Here is a 15,348-nt window from a genome sequence, read left to right as displayed (position 1 = left end):
ACACTCCTCGATCCTGTCCAATAGCCGAGATGAGCCTCCGGATCGGGGGCTGCGGAAGCTTGGGTGCCGCGCAGGCGAGAACCGTAAGGCCCGGGGCCGGAGCACGGTTCGACGGGCTCCACCACGAGACAAACGTCCAGAACTACTTCTGGAGGAGGCTCAGATGCACCTCATGGCAAAGCCACCGCTCCGCCCGAAGACCGGCGCAGGAGCCGATGATCAGCGTCCGGATCGGCGGTCGCGCAGGTTCAGACGCCGCGCAGGCAAAGGCCTCATGCGCCTCGCCTCTGTGTCCGGCGGGCTCCACCACGAGACAAACCTCAACACCTTACTCGCCGCAGCCCTGCCCGTAGTCCAGCGCCCAGCGAGACTCTACGCAGCGCGCGCCCGGACGCCGCGGTCGGAGGCTCTGGCGTTCACGGCGCCCACGAGGCCACTCCCTCCATGGGGGTCCCCGAAATGGAACAGCGCCGTCGTGCGCAGGCGGTCGGCGAGGCAGGCTTCGTTGGCGTGAAGGGTCCGGTAGCCCCAGAAGAGATAGATGTTGCCGGGCACCAGCCGCAGCTTCGTCGGCTTCAGGACCCCGCGGCGGACCAGCCATGCGGCCATCCGCTGGCTGTAGCGATTCTGGTAGACGGCCTTTTCCAGGACATTGACGGCTGCCGACTTGCGGACGCGTCGTGTGTTCGGGAACATGATGAGGTCGCCGGACGGTCCCTCTCCGGTCGGGATCACGATCGGCAGCAGCGCCGTGACGGCGTAACCGTCGAAGTGAAACCGGTAGGACTCATTGAGGCCCCGGCTCCCCATCACACAGCGAAGAACCTGGTACAGCGGAAGTGCCGGAGCAGCCTTGCCCGTCCCAATCGTGTAGAGACGCGTCAGAATATCCCGGAATGCCGCTGACCCGCCAAGATCGCCGGGAAGGGCCGGATCAGCGTCGTGCCGCAGCGAATTCTTCGCGAGAGAACGATGGGGCCGGCCCGGAAACCCAGGCAGAGACATGCTGAACGACGCTCGGGCGGCGAGAAAGAAGCACACCTACGCCTGATGCGATGCTTGCGTCGAACCGGACGCTTCAATGAAAAGGGCGGTCGGATTGCTCCGGCCGCCCTGTTCGTCTCCAGACCGAGGCGTCAGGTCCGTGCGACGGGCTTTCGGTCCACGATACGCTTCCAGGTCAGGATTCCGTAAACGGCGATCCAGATGTAGCAGACGATCGGCACGACCAGCGACAAAGCGAGGCTGCTGTGGTCGGCGACCACGCCGGTGATCGGCGGAATGATCGCGCCGCCGACGATCGCCAGGCAGACCAGGCCGGAGCCCTGTGGCGTCTCTTCTCCCAAGCCCTCGATCGCGAGCGTGAAGATCGTCGGGAACATGATGGAGTTGAAGAGGCCGATCGCGATCACCGCGACCGCGGCAACCGTGCCCGTCGTGCCGAGCGAAACCGCCGCCAAGAGGGCGGCGACAATGGCGCAGACCAGAAGCGCCGCGCCGCCGGGCACGCGGCGCAATGCGGCGGAGCCGATGAACCGGCCGACCATGGCGCTGCCCCAATAGAGGGCGACCAGATGGCCGGCGGTCACCGCCGTCGCGGCGAGCGTGGTGGGTTGCATCAGGTAGTTCACGAGCAGGCTGCCGATGGAGACCTCGGCGCCGACATAGGCGAAAATCGACAGCGCACCGAGCGCGACGCGCGGGCGGGCCAGCATCCTGAAGCTCGACGAGTTCGTTTCGTTCGCCGGGGCGGAGGCGGGCGCGGCTGGCGAGTTGCGCAGGAACCAGAAGATGATGGCGAGGACTGCCAAAACTACGGCGATGCCGATGAACGGCAGCTGTACGGAATGGGCCTCGGTGCGCCGGAACGCGGAGAGCGCCTCGGGAGCCATGGTCTTGAGGTCGGGCGTCGCCACGCCGCCGCCCAGGATCAGCGCGGTGCCGACGAGCGGACCGATGGTCGTTCCCAGCGAGTTGAAGGCCTGGGCCAAGGTCAGCCGGCTGCTGGCGCGGCTGGGATCGCCGAGCGCCGCGATCAGCGGATTGGCGGCGACCTGCAGCGTGGTGATGCCGGCGGCCATGATGAAGAGGGCGATGAGGAAGCCGTAATAGGTGCCGAGCGCGGCTGCCGGCGAGAAGAGCAGGCAGCCGATCCCCATGATCACCAGGCCCGAGACGATGCCGCGGATATAGCCCACCCGTGCAAGCAGCATGCCGGCGGGGATCGAGAAAACGAGATAACCCACGAAGAAGGCGAACTGCGTCAGCATCGCCTGGGCGTAGTTCAGGTCGAAGAGGCCCTTCAACTTCGGAATGAGCGTGTCGATCAGGACGGTGGCAAAGCCCCATGCGAAAAACAGGGCGATGACGAATGGCACCATGCGGGAGGCGCCGGGGCGCGATTGATCGCCTTCGACCGTCTTGCGGTCGGCGGCCGTGACAGAAGCTACCATATGTTTCTTTCAAGCCGGGGGAATGCGGCAGAGGCGACGATCCGGCCGGAAAGATACCGACTTGGCTTCGCTTGCATGGCTGCCATTCCCATCCCGTTGGAGCGGTGGAATCCTCCCGTGCTATTACTGCGCTGAAATAAGCGACTTCCGCCTTGTAACCGACGGCTGCCCTTCCAATAGAGTTCCCACGAGTCATGTTCCAGCGGATTCGCGTTCTTGCGAATTTTCTCTGGCATGACAAGGAAGGGACATTCATCCTTTCTGTTGATCGGCGCTCCCGCAAGGCTGAGTGCTTGCCTTGGCCGGCGGAAGATCGTATCCGACCGGCTTGAATGTCCTGGGGCGGGTTGATGAAGCGGCTTGCATGGCTCCTGGCTGCGGTTGTTCTGGCCGTGTTTATCTTCGGCGGCCTGGTTTTCCTGCTCCTGCCGCGCGACAGCCTGAAAACACGGATCGCCGAGCAGATCTCCGCCTGGACCGGGCGGGACGTCTCCGTTCGCGGCAGCCCCGTGATCACCCTCTTCCCCGGGATCAACATCAAGCTTGCTGACGTCCAGATCGCCGGGCCGCCGGAGATGAAGGACGCGGAACTCGTCAGCATGGACTCGCTGAAGGCGACGATCCGTATCCTGCCGCTGCTGATCGGCCGGGTGGAGATCGCCTCCTTCACCATGGTGCGTCCGCATATACAGCTGGTCCGGGATGAAAGGGCGCGGCGCAACTGGGACTTCGATTCCGGTGCTGCCGCCCTGCAGCTCGCCTTTTCCGGCGACGTGCCTCTCGGCGAGTTCCTGATCCAGGACGGCACGATCCTCTACACCAACCGCGCTTCCCGCAATTCCGACCGGCTCGATGCCGTCAATGTGGGCGTCGGTTGGTCCAGCGTCCGCCGGCCCCTGTCGCTTGAGGGATCGGCCGTCTGGCGCGGCGAGAACATCCGCATCGATGCGCGGGCCGATCGGCCCTTCGCCTTTCTGCGGCGACGGGCGACGCCGATCGAGGCCGACATCAAGTCGACGCTCCTCAACCTGGACTTCAAGGGCGAGGCGAGCGGCGTGCGGCAGATCCGCCTGAACGGTTCACTCGACCTCTCCACGCCCTCCCTTCGCGGCTTCGTCGGCTGGACGGGCGGCTCCATCGGGCAGGGATCCGGGCTCGGCGCCGCGTCGCTGTCCGGTACGGCGAACTACACGGAGGACAAGCTGTCCTTCGACGATGCCCGACTGGTTCTCGACGGCAACCGCGCCCAGGGCGCGATCCGCCTCGCTTTCGGTCGCAAGCCTGCCATCACCGGCACTCTGGCCTCCGAGAAGGTGGACCTTACCTCCTATGTCGTGGCGCTCGCTCCGGGAGCCTTTTCCAAGACAGGGTCGTGGCGGGATGTCGCGATCAACGCGTCCTGGCTCGGCATGATGGATGCCGATATCCGCGTCTCCGCCGGAACGGTGACGGCCGGCGCCTTCACGCTAACCGATGCGGCCGCAACGCTCGGGTTGCGTAACGGGCAGCTCGAACTCGGCCTCGCGCAGAGCACCTTCTGCCAGGGAACGCTGGCCGGCGACCTGTCCGCGTCTGCCGCGGCCAACGGCAAGCTGCAGGTCGGCAGCGTGCTCCGCGCGAGCGGGTTCGACCTTGCGCAGGCGGCTCCGTCGCTGCATCTGCCCCAGGGCATTCGCGGCAAGGCTTCCATGCGGGCGAACCTGACGAGCGGGGGCAGCATGCTCAGCGAACTGGTGACGGGGCTGGCCGGCACGGCCGACGCCAGCGCACAGAAGGCATCGCTTCCGAGCATCGGGCTTGCGGAACTGCTGCAGGCAGAGCGCGCGGGCAAATCGAACCAGCCGATCCCCGCGACGGGTCTTGTCGACGCCGACAGCGTCAGCCTCCCCATGACTTTCGGGGACGGGAAGGCGCATGTGGCTGGCGCCACCTCGTCCGCGCCTGATTACGCGGTGGAGACGACCGGCGACATCACCCTGCTGGACGGCGGTCTGAATATGACCGGCAAGGTGACGCCTTCCGCAGCGCCGGGCACGGCCGTGCCCTTCCTCCTGACCGGGACGGTCGCACATCCGGTTGTCCAGAGGAGTGCGAACCCCGTTGTGCCGAAGACGGTCGCCCCTGTCCCGGCCGCGCCTGCGGTCGGGGAAACTCCTGCCGCAGGGACGAGCCAGGCTCCGGCGATGAACCCGCCGACAAGCCTGCCCACGGGTCCGACGCCGACAAGTCCCGTCCCGATGAGCCCGACGCCGGCGCAGTCGCCGCTCGCGACCGCCCCCTGACGGATCAGGCGATTGCGTTCAGGTGGGTGCGTTCAGGCGGCTTCGGTCGCGCGCATCCCGGTCTTGCCGACCACGGATGCGATCAGCACCCCGATCGTGACGAGCGCCACGAGGATGGTGCAGACCGCGTTGATCTCCGGCGTGACGCCGAGGCGGACCTGGCTGTAGATCTTCATCGGCAGCGTGGTCGCGCCCGGCCCGGTGGTGAAGCTGGAGATGACGAGGTCGTCCAGCGACAGGGTGAAAGCCAGCATCCAGCCGGCGGCGACGGCCGGGAAGATCACCGGCAGCGTCACCAGGAAGAAGGCGCGGAAGGGCGGGGCGCCGAGATCGAGCGCGGCCTCTTCCAGCGACAGGTCGAAGCTCAGCAGCCGCGACTGCACGACCACCGCCACGAAGCACATGGTGAAGCTGGTGTGCGCCAGCGCCACCGTCCAGAAGCCTCGGTCGAAGTTCAGCGCCACGAAGAGCAAAAGCAGCGATAGCCCGGTGATCACGTCGGGCATGACGATCGGCGCGTAGATCATGCCGGAAAACAGCGTGCGACCGATGAAGCGCCGGCGGCGGACGAGAACGATGGCCGCCATCGTGCCGAGCACCGTCGCGACCGTGGCGGAGAAAAGCGCCACGCGGATCGTCACCCAGGCCGCATCCAGGATCGCCTGGTCGTGCAGCAGCGCGACATACCATTGCGTGGAAAAGCCCGCCCAGACCGTCACCAGCCGCGACGCGTTGAAGGAGTAGATGATCAGGATCACGATCGGCAGGTAGAGGAAGGCGAAACCGAAGGTGACGGAGACGAGATTGAAGGTGCTGAAGCGCCGCATCATTTCGCTCCCTGCGCGCGGGACTGCGCATTCTGGAACAGCACGATCGGCACCACCAGCGCCACGAGGAGCACGATCGCCACGGCGCTGGCGACCGGCCAGTCGCGATTGTCGAAGAATTCGTGCCAGAGTGTCTTGCCGATCATCAGCGTGTCGGATCCGCCGAGCAGGTCGGGAATGACGAATTCGCCGACGGCCGGGATGAATACCAGCAGCGCACCGGCCGCGACGCCGGGCAGCGAGATCGGGAACGTCACCTGCCAGAAGGCCTTCAGCGGCGTCGCCCCGAGGTCGGACGCCGCCTCCAGCAGGGTGACGTCCAGCTTCTCAAGCGTCGCGTAGAGCGGCAGCACCATGAAGGGCAGGTAGGAATAGACGATGCCGATATAGACCGCCCAGTTGGTGTTGGTGATCGCCAGCGGCTGCGAGATCAGGTGCAACGAGATCAGGAGCTGGTTGAGCAGCCCCTCCGGCTTGAGGATGCCGATCCACGCATAGACGCGGATCAGGAACGAGGTCCAGAACGGCAGGATGATCAGCATCAGCAGATAGGGGCGGATCGACGGGTTCGCCCGCGCCAGCCCGTAGGCGATGGGATAGCCGATGATCAGCAGCAGGATCGTGGAGATCGCCGCGATTTCCAGACTGGAGAGGTAGGAAAGCCAATAGAGGCTGTCCTGCGTGAGAAGCGCGAAGCTATCCAGGCTGAACTCGCCGACCTTGTCGCGGATATCCGCGAACGTGGAGAAGACGGGCTCATAGGGCGGGATCGCCAGCGCGGTCTGCGAGAGCGAGATCTTCAGCACGATGAGGCAGGGGATCAGGAAGAAGACCACCAGCCAGGCATAGGGAATCCAGGTCACGACCCGGCGCGACAGGGATGTCCGCTCTTTCTCCGCCATGGCTCGCTCCTAATCCAGCAGGATCACGCCGGCATCGTCCGACCAGGAGAGCCAGACGCGTTCTTCCCAGCTGATCGGCCGGGCAACGGCGCGTTGCGCGTTCATCACGCTGGCGCGCACGAGCTTCCCGGAATCCAACCGGACATTGTAGACGGTCACGTCGCCGAGATAGCCGATATCCCAGACCTCCCCGGACACCATGTTCACGCCGTCGCCTTCCGGCCGGTCGTGATCGATCCGCATCTTTTCCGGACGGACGGCGAACCAAGCTTTCGTGCCGGCGCCAAGCACGGGGGCCGTGGCTGTCCGCACCGTGAAACCCTGATCCGTTTCCAGTTGAAGCCGGCCGGGCGACGAGGATTCCACTGTGCCCTCGAAGACGTTCACCGAGCCGATGAAGTCGGCGACATAGCGGGAGGAGGGCGCCTCGTAGATCTCCGCGGGCGTGGCGATCTGGGCGATCTTGCCCTCCTTCATCACGGAGATGCGGTCGGCTACGGTCATCGCCTCCTCCTGGTCGTGCGTGACGATCAGGAAAGTGAGGCCGAGGCTTTCCTGCAGTCCGACCAGCTCGAACTGCGTCGCCTCGCGCAGCTTCTTGTCCAGCGCGCCGAGCGGCTCGTCTAGGAGCAGCACCTTGGGCCGCTTGGCCAGGGCGCGGGCCAGCGCCACGCGCTGCCGCTGGCCGCCGGAAAGCTTGTCGGGCCGCCGCTTGGCGAAGGGTTCGAGCTTGACGAGCTTCAGCATCTCATCGACGCGGGCGGCGATTTCGCCCCGCGGCATGCCGTCCTGCTTCAGGCCGAAGGCGATGTTCTTCTCCACGCTCATGTGCGGGAAAAGCGCATAGGACTGGAACATCATATTGACCGGGCGGCGATGCGGCGGCACGCCGGCAAGGTTCTTGCCGTCCAGCCAGATCTCGCCCTCGCTCGGCTCCTCGAAGCCCGCCAGCATGCGCAGCAGCGTGGTCTTGCCACAGCCGGAAGGGCCGAGCAGCGCGTGGAACTCGCGCTCGAACACGGTCAGCGTCTGGTGGTCGACGGCGGTGAAGCTGCCGAACTGCTTGGAAACGTTGCGGAATTCGATGAAGGGGCGGGAAGCCGGATCGTTCCAGGGCTGGAACTTGCGGCGAACCGCGCCAAGCGCTTGCTTCATGTGGGGTCCGTCGATGGTCGGGGCCGGGAAAGAAACGGCCCGCCGAAGCGGGCCGTCGATACTGGAGGCTCAGTGGCCGGTGGTGACCCGGGTCCACGCCCGGGTGACGTATCGCTGCGTCTTGGCGTCGTAGGGCCTCTGGATAAAGAGCTTCTTCAGCGTCTCGTCATCCGGATAGATGTTCTTGTTCTCGGTGATGTCCTTGGAGATCAACGGTTGCGACGCCTTGTTGCCGTTGGCGTAGAACACGTAGTCGGACGCCTTGGCGATCACTTCTGGCCGCAGCATGTAGTTCATGAAGGTCAGCGCGTTGCCGGCATTCGGAGCATCGGCGGGGATCGCCATCTGGTCGAACCACATCATCGCGCCTTCCTTGGGGATGGTGTAGGCGATGTTGACGCCCTGCTTGGCTTCTTCCGCGCGGTTCTTGGCCTGAACGATATCGCCGGAATAGCCGACGGCGAGGCAGATGTCGCCGTTGGCCAGCGCGTTGATGTATTCCGAGGAGTGGAACTTGCGGACATAGGGCTTCACGGCTTCCAGAAGCTTGGTCGCCTTGTCGATGTCCTTGGTGTCCGTCGTGTTCGGATCGAGCCCGAGATAGTTCAACGCCGCCGGGATCAACTCGGACGCGGCATCCAGGAACTCCACCCCGCAATCCTTGAACTTGGAGATCACCTCCGGCTTGAAGACCATGTCCCAGGAGTTCAGCGGCGCGTCGGGCATGCGCTCCTTGATCTTGTCGAGGTTGTAGCCGATCCCCGTGGTGCCCCACATGTAGTTCACGGAATACTCGTTGCCGGGATCGTAGGTCGCGACCTTGCCGTAGACGAAGTCCCAGGCGTTGGAGAGGTTCGGCAGCTTGGACTTGTCCAGCTTCTGGAACACGCCGGCCTTGATCTGCCGGCCGAGGAACTCCGCAGAAGGCACGACGAGGTCGTAGCCGGTGTGGCCGGCGAGCAGCTTGGTTTCGAGGATCTCGTTGGAATCGTAGACGTCGTAGACGACCTGGATTCCCGTCTCGGCGGTGAAGTCCTTCAGGATCTGCGGGTCGATGTAGTCCGACCAGTTGTAGATGTGGACGACCTTGTCTTCCGCCTGCGCCGGGCCGAAGGCGGCCAGAGCGAGCGCCGCGGCCGGCAGCCATTTCAGCAGCTTTCTCAACGCTTCAATCCCCCTCGTTGGATGCGCGCGGCCGGTCTGGCGTGCGGATCTCGAAGAGCAGCATAAAGCGCATTCGTAACGGGCTTCAACACGCTGTTTGCGGCGCAACACAATCGATCGCGGGTCGCGATCCCTCGCACGAGCAGCGCGGAGACGAATTGCACCGAGTGTGATGCAATTCCGCAACGCCCTTTTAAGGCGAAGCGGCGTTATGATGGCCGCAAATCAGCAACATTGAGTGCCGCCCAGTGCGTAAGCTTCTCCTCCCCCTCGTCCTTCTCGGCTCCACGGCTCTTTCCTCGGCCGTTATGGCCCAGTCGATCACCACACCCGCGCAGCCTGTGGATCAGCCCGGCACCAGCTCCGGCGTCGTCCTGGAAGTCGGCGGTGGCGGCGAGGTCCATCCGGACTATCCCGGCGCGAAGGATTACAGCGTCGATCCGTTCGGCACGGTCGCGCTGCATAACTTCACGCTGTTCGGCCTCGGTGGCGGCAGCGCGTCGGACCAGGGCTTCTCCGTCGCTCCGTCTTTCGACATCATCGACAAGCGCAAGTCGCACAAATACGACGACATCGACGGCGTGCATGACGTCGACGCGACGTACGAACTCGGCGCCCGGCTGGCGTACCGGTTCGGCATGTTCGAGCCCTTCGCCGATCTGCGCTACGCCTTCGGCGGCGCTCACGGCCTGGTCGGCGAAGCCGGCGTCAACGCGATCTTCGCCCCGACGCACCGCCTGAATGTCACGATCGGCCCGCAGCTCGCCTTCGCCACCAACGACTACATGGACGAGTATTACGGCGTTCGCGGTGACGACTCGCGCCGCTCCGGCCTGCGTCGCTTCAACCCCGATGGCGGCATCACCGGCGTCGGCGCCAACCTCGAAGCGCGCTACGCTCTGACCGAGAAGTGGTCGCTGATCGGCAAGGTGAACTACACCCGCCTCGTCGGAGACGCCTACCGCTCGCCGATCACCAAGGCCGGCAGCGCCGACCAGGTCACGGCCAGCCTGGGCGTGACCTACAAGTTCAATCTCGGTCACATCCTCGGCAACTGAGGACGGATCAGGTCAACCCGGCTCCGGCCGGGTTGACTTATCTACTTGGGGGAACAAATAAAGAACGGAAGAGGTGCTCATGTCTTCCGTTCCTGAGAAACTTGCCGTTCTGGCCGATGCCGCGAAATACGATGTGTCCTGTTCTTCCTCCGGCGCGCCCAAGCGCGACTCGCGCGACAGGAAGGGGATCGGCTCCACGACCGGCATGGGGATCTGCCATTCCTACACGCCGGACGGCCGCTGCGTTTCGCTGCTGAAGATCCTGCTGACGAACTTCTGCGTCTATGATTGCGCCTATTGCATCAATCGACGTTCCTCAAACGTGCAGCGTGCGCGCTTCACGGTGGAGGAGGTGGTCGACCTCACGCTGCAATTCTACAAGCGCAACTATATTGAGGGCCTGTTTCTCTCCTCCGGCATCATCCAGTCGGCCGACTACACGATGGAGGAGCTGGTTCGCGTCGCGCGCTCGCTGCGCGAGGTACACGGCTTTCGCGGTTACATCCATCTGAAGACGATCCCGGAAGCGAGCCCCGAGCTGATCGCGGATGCCGGGCGCTATGCGGATCGCCTCTCGATCAATATCGAGCTGCCGACGGAAGCCGGGCTGAAGCGCTTCGCGCCGGAAAAGCGAACCGGCTCCATTCGCGGCACCATGGCGGGTCTGCGGCTCCGGATCGAGGAAGCGCGCGAGGAAAAGGCGGCGACGCCGAAAGCGCCGCGCTTCGCCCCGGCCGGGCAGAGCACGCAGATGATCGTCGGCGCCGACGAGACCAACGACGCTTCGATCCTCGACACGTCCTCCACGCTATATGCCAGCTATGCCTTGAAGCGCGTCTATTATTCCGCCTTCAGCCCCATCCCGGATGCCAGCTCCGCGCTGCCGCCCAAGGCGCCGCCGCTGCAGCGGGAAAACCGGCTTTATCAGGCGGACTGGCTGATGCGCTATTACGGCTTCAGCGCGGGTGAAATCATCGAGGGCGCCGATGGCGGCATGCTGGATCTGGCGATCGATCCCAAGCTCGCCTGGGCGTTGCGCAACCGCGAGCGTTTTCCGGTGGACATCAACAAGGCCGACCGGGAGGTGCTGCTGCGCGTGCCCGGCCTCGGTACGCGGACGGTGGATCGCATCATTGCCAGTCGGCGGGACCGGACACTTCGCTTCGACGACCTCGCCCGGCTGAAGGCGTCCATGCGCAAGGCCCGGCCCTTCATCGTGACGCCGGATTATCGGCCGACCATGCTTCTGGACCGCAGCGCCTTGCGCGACCTCTTCGCCCCGCCGCCCGAGCAATTGGGGCTCTTTGCCTGATGGCGGAAGGTGCGGCCCTCTACGACGTCGCGCTGGAGCGGCCGGACGATCTCGACGGCTTCCGCAAGGCGGCGCGCGGGCTGATCGCGCTGGAAGTGCCGCCGCGGCAGGTGCTGTGGCATGCCTCCGGCGAGGGGTCGCTGTTCGGGGCGAGCCTGCTGCCGGAAGGCGGACCATTTCCGGTGCCCGCCGCCTTCGTGCCGCTCGCGGCCGACGTGGTCTGTCATCGCGACGGCGAGCGTTTCGCGCTGCTCTATGAGGCGCTCTGGCGCATCCGCCACGGCGAGAAGCGACTCCTGCACGTGGTCGCCGATCCGCTGGTTCATCGCCTCGCCATGCTGCGAAAGGCGGTCGGCCGCGACGTTCACAAGATGCATGCGTTTGTCCGCTTCCGGCGGTTGGAGACGGAAGCGGGCGAACGTTTCGCCGCGTGGTTCGAGCCCGAGCACCACATCCTGCGCCGTGTCGCCTCGTTCTTCACCGGGCGCTTCAGCACCATGAACTGGTCGATCCTGACCCCGGAAGGCGCGATGCACTGGAACGGGGCTGAGCTCAGCTTCGGGCCGGGCGTGCGCAAGGAGGACGCGCCGGAGGGCGACGATTTCGAGGATTGGTGGCGCACCTATTATCGCGCGACCTTCAATCCGGCACGTTCCAATCCGGACATGATGCGGCAGGAGATGCCGAAGAAGTACTGGCGCAACCTGCCGGAGGCGGAGCTTATCCCGTCGCTGCTGGCGGAAGCGGGCAACCGGACGGCGGGCATGCTGGAGCGCGCGCCCGAAGCACCGCGCAAGCGCATCGCGCCCTACGTCCCGGCCGCGCCCGCCATCCTGCCGGCCGGGAGCCTCGCGGAGATCCGGCAGGATGCATCGAGCTGCGTGCGCTGCCCGCTTTTCGGGCCGGCGACGCAGACGGTGTTCGGTGAGGGGCCGCTCGATGCGCCCGTGGTGTTTGTCGGCGAGCAGCCGGGCGATCAGGAGGATCTCGCCGGGCGGCCTTTCGTGGGGCCGGCAGGCCAGCTTTTCGACCGAGCGCTGCAGGAGGCGGGACTGGATCGCCGGCAGGCCTACGTCACGAATGCCGTGAAGCACTTCAAGTTCGAGCCGCGCGGCAAGCGCCGTATCCACAAGAAGCCGGAGGGCCGGGAGATCGAGGCCTGCCGCTGGTGGCTGGACCGGGAACTGGCGACCCTGAAGCCCAGCCTCGTGGTCGCCCTCGGCGCGACGGCGGCCCGCTCGCTGACCGGGCGCACCGTTTCCGTGCTGCGCGAGCGCGGCCGCATCACGGAAATGCGGCCGGGCCTGCCGGGCCTCCTCACCGTGCATCCGTCGTTCCTGCTGCGCCTGCCGGATCCGGCCGCCAGGGAAACGGAATATCGCCGCTTCGTGGAAGACCTTCGCCACATCGGGGAAATCGCCCCCGTCATGCGCCTCGCCGCATAGGGAACCTGGCCATCCCACAATCCTTTCTCTTCGCGAGCAAAGCGAAATCGGATAGGCTCGCCGCATGACAGTGAATCCCGTCGACGTGATAAGTGCGCCCGAAGGGGCTCGAGGTGTCGAGAACGAGGCGGCGGCCCGGCAGTGGTGCCGCGACCGGCGTATCGAGGATGTGGAATGCATCATCCCCGATCAGGCCGGCGTCGCGCGCGGCAAGCTGATGCCGACGAGCAAGTTCTTCGGCGGCAATCCGCTGACGCTGCCGGGCTCTATCTTCATGCAGACGATCACCGGCGATTATCCTGAAGAGGACATCGCCTTCGCCGAGGGCCTGACCGACGGCGACCTCATCTTCCGGCCGGATTATTCCACGCTGACGGCGGTGCCCTGGGCCAGCGACCCGACGGCGCAGGTGATCCACAACGCCTTCCACAAGGACGGAACGCCTTTCGAGGTGGCGCCGCGCCAGGTGCTCCAGAAGATCGTCGCGCTCTATGCCGCCAAGGGCCTGAAGCCGGTCGTCGCGCCGGAAATGGAGTTCTATCTCGTCAAGCCGAACCTCGATCCGGATTATCCGCTGGAGCCTCCCGTTGGGCGCTCGGGCCGGCCGGAGCGGGCGCGGCAGAGCTATTCCATCACGGCGGTGAACGAGTTCGAGGCGCTGTTCGACGACGTCTACGAATTCTCCGAGCAGCAGGGGCTGGAGATCGACACGCTGGCCCACGAAGACGGCACGGCGCAGATGGAGATCAATCTCCGCCACGGCGATCCGGTGGAGCTCGCCGATCAGGTCTTCCTCTTCAAGCGCACGATCCGCGAGGCGGCGCTCCGGCACAATATCTACGCGACGTTCATGGCGAAGCCCATCGCGCACGAGCCGGGCTCGGCCATGCATATCCATCATTCCGTGGTGGATCTGGAGACCGGCCGAAACGTCTTCTCCGACGCGGAGGGCAACTCCACCCAGTCCTTCCTCTGGTACATCGCGGGCATGCAGACCTACATCCCGCGCGCCATGTGCATCTTCGCGCCGTTTGTGAACTCGTACCGGCGGCTGACGCCCAATACGAGCGCGCCCATCAATGTGCGCTGGGGCTACGACAACCGCACCGTGGGCTTGCGCGTGCCGCTCTCAGACGCGCAGTCGCGGCGGGTGGAAAACCGCGTCCCGTCCTCCGACGCCAATCCCTATCTGGCGATCGCGGCCTCGCTGGCTTGCGGTTATCTCGGTCTCGTCAACCAGCTGGAGCCCGACAAGGCCGTCGAAGGCGCCAGCACCGATCCAGTCCATCCGCTGCCGCGCAGCATTCTGGATGCCATGCGGCTTCTGGAGAACACGCCGGAGCTTGTCGAAATCTTCGGCGAAACCTTTGTGCGCACGTTCCGCGTGATCAAGGAAATGGAACACGAGACGTTCCAGTCGGTGATCAGCGCGTGGGAGCGCGAATACCTGCTTCTCAGCGTCTGACCGGATGCCGAACTACCCGCCCTCGTTCTACGAGGTGACGGCGACGCCCGCGCCGCGTCGGCCGGCGTTGGCCGGGTCGCGACGGGCGGATGTCTGCATCGTCGGCGGCGGCTTCACCGGCCTTTCCGCCGCGCTCCATCTGGCGGAGGCGGGCGCGGAGGTCGTGCTGCTGGAAGCCGGCCGCATCGCCTCCGGCGCATCCGGCCGCAATGGCGGACAGTTGCATTCCGGCCAGCGGCAGGACGTGCTGTGGCTGGAGCAACGGTTCGGTTTCGAGCGCGCCCGGGCGATGTGGGACATGGCGCAGTCGGCCAAGGCGCTGGTGCGCGATCTGGTCGAGCGCTTCGCCATCGATTGCGATCTGCGGACCGGGGTGATCGACGCCCTGCACAAGCCTGCTTACGTGGATGAGGCGGCGGAACTCGTGGAGGCCCTGCACACCCGCTATGGCTACGACCAGATCGACCTGCTCGGCCGCGACGAAATCGTGGAAGCGCTGGGCTCGGCGCATTATCTGGGTGGCACGCGCGACCGGGGCGGCGGTCACCTAAATCCGCTCGCTCTGGCCCGCGGGTTGGCGGAGGCGGCGGAAGCGGCGGGCGCCGCGATCCACGAGAACTCGGCGGCGATCGAACTGCGCCGCGACGGCAAGCCGGTGGTTCTCACCGCCGATGGCGAGATCCGCGCCGATCATGTGATCGTGGCGACCAACGGCCGCTCCGGCCCGTTCGAGAGCGATACGAGCCGCCGCGTCCTTGGGCTCAACAACTTCGTGGTGGCGCTGAAACCCCTGGGCTCCCTGGGCGAGCACATCCTGCCCGGCGGCGAATGCGCCTCCGACAGCTATTTCGTGGTCTGCTACTGGCGCAAGACCGCCGACGGTCACCTGATCTTCGGCGGCGGGGAGAGCAGCACCCGCCATGTGCCGGCCGATATCGCGAGCTTCGTCCGCCCGCATCTGGCGCGGGTCTATCCCGCGCTTCGCCATGCCGAGGTCGCGCATGCCTGGGGCGGCGTCGTATCGATCACCGGCCCGCGCCTGCCCTTCGTACGGGCGATCCGGCCGGATGTCTGGGCCGCAGGCGGCTTTTCCGGGCAGGGAGTGGGGCTAGCACCCTATACGGGGAAACTGCTCGCCGAGGCGGCATTGGGGAGAACGGAAGGGCTGCAACCGTTCCTCGACCTGCCTATTCCGCCGATCCCGAGATCGGACTGGTTCCGGCAGGCGCTGGTAACGCTGGCGATCTGGCAGGGGCGGCTGAAGGATCGTCTCTGACGAACTTTG

General features: G+C 65.6%; 12 protein-coding genes. 6 read left to right on the top strand and 6 right to left on the bottom strand.

The genetic code is table 11. The features are described from left to right. Positions 1 to 372: 372 nt before the first annotated feature. Both BMY25_RS15380 and BMY25_RS15375 read right to left on the bottom strand, forming a co-directional pair. Entirely contained in the window at positions 373 to 813 is a 441-nt protein-coding gene (locus tag BMY25_RS15380) for a hypothetical protein (RefSeq protein ID WP_143061990.1), read from the bottom strand. A 323-nt stretch (positions 814 to 1,136) separates the two neighbouring features. After that, positions 1,137 to 2,453: a sugar MFS transporter gene (locus BMY25_RS15375; RefSeq protein WP_092498102.1), complete on the bottom strand. Its 1,317-nt coding sequence runs from the start codon at positions 2,451 to 2,453 to the stop codon at positions 1,137 to 1,139. Positions 2,454 to 2,803: 350 nt separating this feature from the next. On the opposite strand from BMY25_RS15375, the gene BMY25_RS15370 reads away from it, so the two are divergent. Continuing rightward, the gene (locus BMY25_RS15370) at positions 2,804 to 4,735 is read left to right on the top strand and encodes an AsmA family protein (protein WP_177176884.1); all 1,932 of its coding nucleotides are present in this window, start codon (positions 2,804 to 2,806) and stop codon (positions 4,733 to 4,735) included. A 32-nt stretch (positions 4,736 to 4,767) separates the two neighbouring features. On the opposite strand, the gene BMY25_RS15365 is transcribed toward BMY25_RS15370, so the two are convergent. The 4 genes from BMY25_RS15365 to BMY25_RS15350 form a co-directional block, all read right to left on the bottom strand. Beyond that, positions 4,768 to 5,565, bottom strand: a complete 798-nt coding sequence (locus BMY25_RS15365; RefSeq protein ID WP_177176883.1) for an ABC transporter permease — start codon at positions 5,563 to 5,565, stop codon at positions 4,768 to 4,770. After that, the gene (locus tag BMY25_RS15360; protein ID WP_092498098.1) at positions 5,562 to 6,464 is read right to left on the bottom strand and encodes an ABC transporter permease subunit; all 903 of its coding nucleotides are present in this window, start codon (positions 6,462 to 6,464) and stop codon (positions 5,562 to 5,564) included. Before BMY25_RS15360 ends, BMY25_RS15365 begins: the two co-directional genes overlap by 4 nt. A gap of 9 nt (positions 6,465 to 6,473) precedes the next feature. Beyond that, a complete protein-coding gene (locus tag BMY25_RS15355; RefSeq protein ID WP_092498096.1) occupies positions 6,474 to 7,619 on the bottom strand; it encodes an ABC transporter ATP-binding protein in 1,146 nt (381 codons plus the stop codon). Between the two features lie 69 nt (positions 7,620 to 7,688). Further along, positions 7,689 to 8,792, bottom strand: coding sequence for a polyamine ABC transporter substrate-binding protein (locus tag BMY25_RS15350; RefSeq protein WP_177176886.1), 1,104 nt, complete (start codon positions 8,790 to 8,792; stop codon positions 7,689 to 7,691). A 239-nt stretch (positions 8,793 to 9,031) separates the two neighbouring features. Between BMY25_RS15350 and BMY25_RS15345 the strand changes: the two genes are divergently transcribed. The 5 genes from BMY25_RS15345 (at position 9,032) to BMY25_RS15325 (ending at position 15,339) form a co-directional block, all read left to right on the top strand. Then, positions 9,032 to 9,841 carry a MipA/OmpV family protein gene (locus BMY25_RS15345; protein ID WP_143061989.1) on the top strand — a complete coding sequence of 270 codons (810 nt, stop codon included), beginning with the start codon at positions 9,032 to 9,034 and terminating at the stop codon, positions 9,839 to 9,841. A gap of 79 nt (positions 9,842 to 9,920) precedes the next feature. Beyond that, positions 9,921 to 11,153 carry a putative DNA modification/repair radical SAM protein gene (locus BMY25_RS15340; RefSeq protein ID WP_092498090.1) on the top strand — a complete coding sequence of 411 codons (1,233 nt, stop codon included), beginning with the start codon at positions 9,921 to 9,923 and terminating at the stop codon, positions 11,151 to 11,153. Then, the gene (locus BMY25_RS15335) at positions 11,153 to 12,598 is read left to right on the top strand and encodes a UdgX family uracil-DNA binding protein (protein ID WP_092498088.1); all 1,446 of its coding nucleotides are present in this window, start codon (positions 11,153 to 11,155) and stop codon (positions 12,596 to 12,598) included. The genes BMY25_RS15340 and BMY25_RS15335 overlap by 1 nt, the downstream gene beginning before the upstream one ends. 64 nt (positions 12,599 to 12,662) lie before the next feature. Continuing rightward, positions 12,663 to 14,063, top strand: coding sequence for a glutamine synthetase family protein (locus BMY25_RS15330; RefSeq protein WP_092498086.1), 1,401 nt, complete (start codon positions 12,663 to 12,665; stop codon positions 14,061 to 14,063). A 4-nt stretch (positions 14,064 to 14,067) separates the two neighbouring features. Next, entirely contained in the window at positions 14,068 to 15,339 is a 1,272-nt protein-coding gene (locus BMY25_RS15325; protein WP_092498084.1) for an NAD(P)/FAD-dependent oxidoreductase, read from the top strand. Positions 15,340 to 15,348: the final 9 nt, after the last annotated feature.

The organism is Faunimonas pinastri, from assembly GCF_900110915.1.
Lineage (GTDB): Bacteria > Pseudomonadota > Alphaproteobacteria > Rhizobiales > Afifellaceae > Faunimonas > Faunimonas pinastri.
Note: the sequence above shows the minus strand (reverse complement) of the source record. Positions and strands in the feature narration are given on the sequence as shown.

Excerpts from the sequence above, each read along its gene's own strand:
- BMY25_RS15375 (WP_092498102.1), bottom strand. The coding sequence starts at position 2,453 with ATGGTAGCTTCTGTCACGGCCGCCGACCGCAAGACGGTCGAAGGCGAT.
- BMY25_RS15370 (WP_177176884.1), top strand. The coding sequence starts at position 2,804 with ATGAAGCGGCTTGCATGGCTCCTGGCTGCGGTTGTTCTGGCCGTGTTT.
- BMY25_RS15365 (WP_177176883.1), bottom strand. The coding sequence starts at position 5,565 with ATGATGCGGCGCTTCAGCACCTTCAATCTCGTCTCCGTCACCTTCGGT.
- BMY25_RS15360 (WP_092498098.1), bottom strand. The coding sequence starts at position 6,464 with ATGGCGGAGAAAGAGCGGACATCCCTGTCGCGCCGGGTCGTGACCTGG.
- BMY25_RS15355 (WP_092498096.1), bottom strand. The coding sequence starts at position 7,619 with ATGAAGCAAGCGCTTGGCGCGGTTCGCCGCAAGTTCCAGCCCTGGAAC.
- BMY25_RS15340 (WP_092498090.1), top strand. The coding sequence starts at position 9,921 with ATGTCTTCCGTTCCTGAGAAACTTGCCGTTCTGGCCGATGCCGCGAAA.
- BMY25_RS15335 (WP_092498088.1), top strand. The coding sequence starts at position 11,153 with ATGGCGGAAGGTGCGGCCCTCTACGACGTCGCGCTGGAGCGGCCGGAC.
- BMY25_RS15330 (WP_092498086.1), top strand. The coding sequence starts at position 12,663 with ATGACAGTGAATCCCGTCGACGTGATAAGTGCGCCCGAAGGGGCTCGA.
- BMY25_RS15325 (WP_092498084.1), top strand. The coding sequence starts at position 14,068 with ATGCCGAACTACCCGCCCTCGTTCTACGAGGTGACGGCGACGCCCGCG.